The following is a 2528-nucleotide window of genomic DNA, read 5'->3' as shown; positions in this document are numbered from 1 at the left end:
GTGTAGACATGGGCCGAGACATAGAGGCCGGCATTCTCCGCCTCCTCGACGATCGCAGCCAGTTCATCTCTTGAAAACTGCAGCGAGTGGATCGGATCGTTCGGCGAGGACACGCCGCCATTGGCCATGACCTTGATGAAGCGCGCGCCGCCCTTGATCATTTCGCGCGACACCCGGCGAACGTCGTCGACGCCGTCAACGAGAATACCCATCGACCCCAGGCGATCCGACATGATGCCAGGGCGATCGTCAGTGCGCGGGCGCAAGTCGCAGTGACCGCCGGTTGTCGACAAGCCCTTGCCGCAAATCACAAGCCTTGGGCCATCGATCAGCCCGTCTTCCACGGCGCGCACCAGTCCGTGGTCGGCGCCGCCAAGATCGCGCATGGTGGTGAAGCCGCGCATCAGCGCCTCGTTCATCACCCGCGCCGAGCGCAGTGCTGCAAGAGATGACGGTGCGATGGCGTTTGACCAGAGGTCGAGGGATTCCGCTACCACATGCACATGACAGTCGATCAGGCCTGGCATCAGCGTCTTGCCGCCAAGTGTTACCTCGACCGCGTCGGCGGGGGCGGCGATGGACGAGGCGACCTCGACAATTCTGCCGTCGCGCACAAGCACGGACAGTCCGTCGAGCAGGACGCCCTTGGCGGCATCGAGAACCTTGCCGCCGGTGAATATGTAGCTCTGGGTCATGGGATCATTTCAGCAGGTTATTGGTCAGCAGTTGAGGCGTTCTATCGGTGGTGGCAGGCCAGCATGCGGCCGTCGTCGCGCAGTCTCAGTTCCGGTTCGGCCTTGCGGCAGGCATCGGTCGCAAGCGGGCAGCGCGTGTGAAACGAGCAGCCGGACGGCTTGTTTGTGGCGCTTGGAATGTCGTCGTTGGACGCTTTGAACTGATGACGGTTGCGCGGATCGAGCGACGGTGCCGAGCCGATGAGAAGTTCGGTGTAGGGGTGCGAAGGGTTGGCGAAGATCGCCGCCTTGTCGGCGATCTCAACGATCTTGCCGAGATACATGACGGCGACGCGATGAGAGAGATATTCGACGACGCCAAGGTCATGGGAGATGAAGAGGAAGGCGACGCCGAGATCGCGTTGCAGGTCCGATAGCAAATTGAGGATCTGAGCTTGCACCGACACGTCGAGCGCTGAAACCGGCTCGTCGCAGACGATGATGTCCGGGTTCAGCGCAAGGGCGCGCGCGATGCCGATGCGCTGGCGCTGRCCCCCGGAGAACTGGTGCGCGAAATTGCCGGCCTGATCGGGACGCAACCCGACGCGCTCCATAAGCTCGGCGACGCGTGTGTCGCGTTCGGCCCGCGTGCCTACCTGGTGGATGTCGAGCGGTGCGCGGATGATGTCGCGAACCCGGTGACGCGGATTGAGCGACGAGAACGGATCCTGGAAGATGATCTGCACGCGCTTGCGGTAGGATTTGAGCGCTGAACCACGGAAATCACGAACGATCTGGCCGTCGAACTCGACCTGGCCGCCACTGGGCTTGAGCAAGCCGAGCAGGGCGAGCCCGGTGGTGGACTTGCCGCAGCCGGATTCGCCCACCAGGCTCAGAGTTTCGCCGCGCCGCAACGAAAAGCTTACGCCATCGACGGCGCGCACGGCGCCGACCACACGATTGAACACGCCCTTGCGAATTGCGAAGTGAACCTGCAGGTCCTTGACCGCCAACAGCGGTCCGGATGCTTCAGCCATTTGCATGAGTGACCTCCCAGCAGGCGGCAAAATGGCCAGGCTGCTTTTCTTCGAATTCCGGTCGTTCTTGATGACAGCGCGGAGCAGCCTTCGGGCAACGCGGTGCAAAGGCACAGCCCTTGGGCAGGTCCCAGAGCGGGGGGACGGTGCCTGAGATATCGACCAGCCRCTCGCCGACCTTGGCACCGGCGTGCGAGCGCGGAATGGCGCCGAGCAGGCCCAGCGTATATGGGTGCATCGGATTGTCGAAGAGGTCGTTGGCCGACGCCTCCTCGATCCGGCGGCCGGCATACATCACCACGACGCGATCGGCGATCTCGGCGACGACACCGAGGTCATGGGTGATCATCACCAGTGCGGTGCCAAGACGTTTCTGCAGGTCGGAAATGAGCCCTAGTATCTGCGCCTGGATSGTSACGTCGAGGGCSGTGGTGGGCTCGTCGGCGACGAGGATGCGCGGTTCGCATACCAGCGCAAGGGCGATCATCGCGCGCTGGCGCATGCCGCCCGAGAGCTCATGCGGATATTGCCGGGCCCGACGTTGCGGATCGGGCATCTGCACCAGACGCAGCGCCTCGACCGCGCGCTCGAACGCTGGGCGACGGCCAAGCTTACGATGCTGGCGCACGGCTTCGGCGATCTGCTCGCCGATGGTCAAGACAGGGTTGAGTGCTGTCAGCGGTTCCTGGAAGATCATGGCGATCTTTTCGCCGCGATAGTCCTCGACGGTTCGCTGATCAAGCTTGAGCAGGTCGACACCGTCGATCTCGATCCTGCCGCCAGTGACGCTTGCGGCTTCGGGAAGCAGGCGCAGCAG

The 2528-nt window shown here is 63.3% G+C and carries 3 protein-coding genes; all 3 read right to left on the bottom strand.

What is annotated here, in order from left to right:
* Positions 1 to 695 (bottom strand): amidohydrolase family protein (locus tag AC1DUU_RS29260; protein WP_476786826.1); only part of this gene is annotated, 695 nt, incomplete at its 3' end.
* Positions 696 to 736: 41 nt separating this feature from the next.
* Complete coding sequence (locus tag AC1DUU_RS29255) at positions 737 to 1711, bottom strand: ABC transporter ATP-binding protein (protein ID WP_476786827.1); 975 nt, start codon at positions 1709 to 1711, stop codon at positions 737 to 739.
* Positions 1704 to 2528 (bottom strand): ABC transporter ATP-binding protein (locus AC1DUU_RS29250; RefSeq protein ID WP_476786825.1); only part of this gene is annotated, 825 nt, incomplete at its 5' end. The genes AC1DUU_RS29255 and AC1DUU_RS29250, both read right to left, overlap by 8 nt.

The sequence above is a fragment of the Aminobacter sp. P4_H6_2 genome (genome assembly GCF_056400805.1).
The sequence above is the reverse complement of the archived record's forward strand: the minus strand, read 5'-3'. Positions and strand labels throughout refer to the sequence as shown.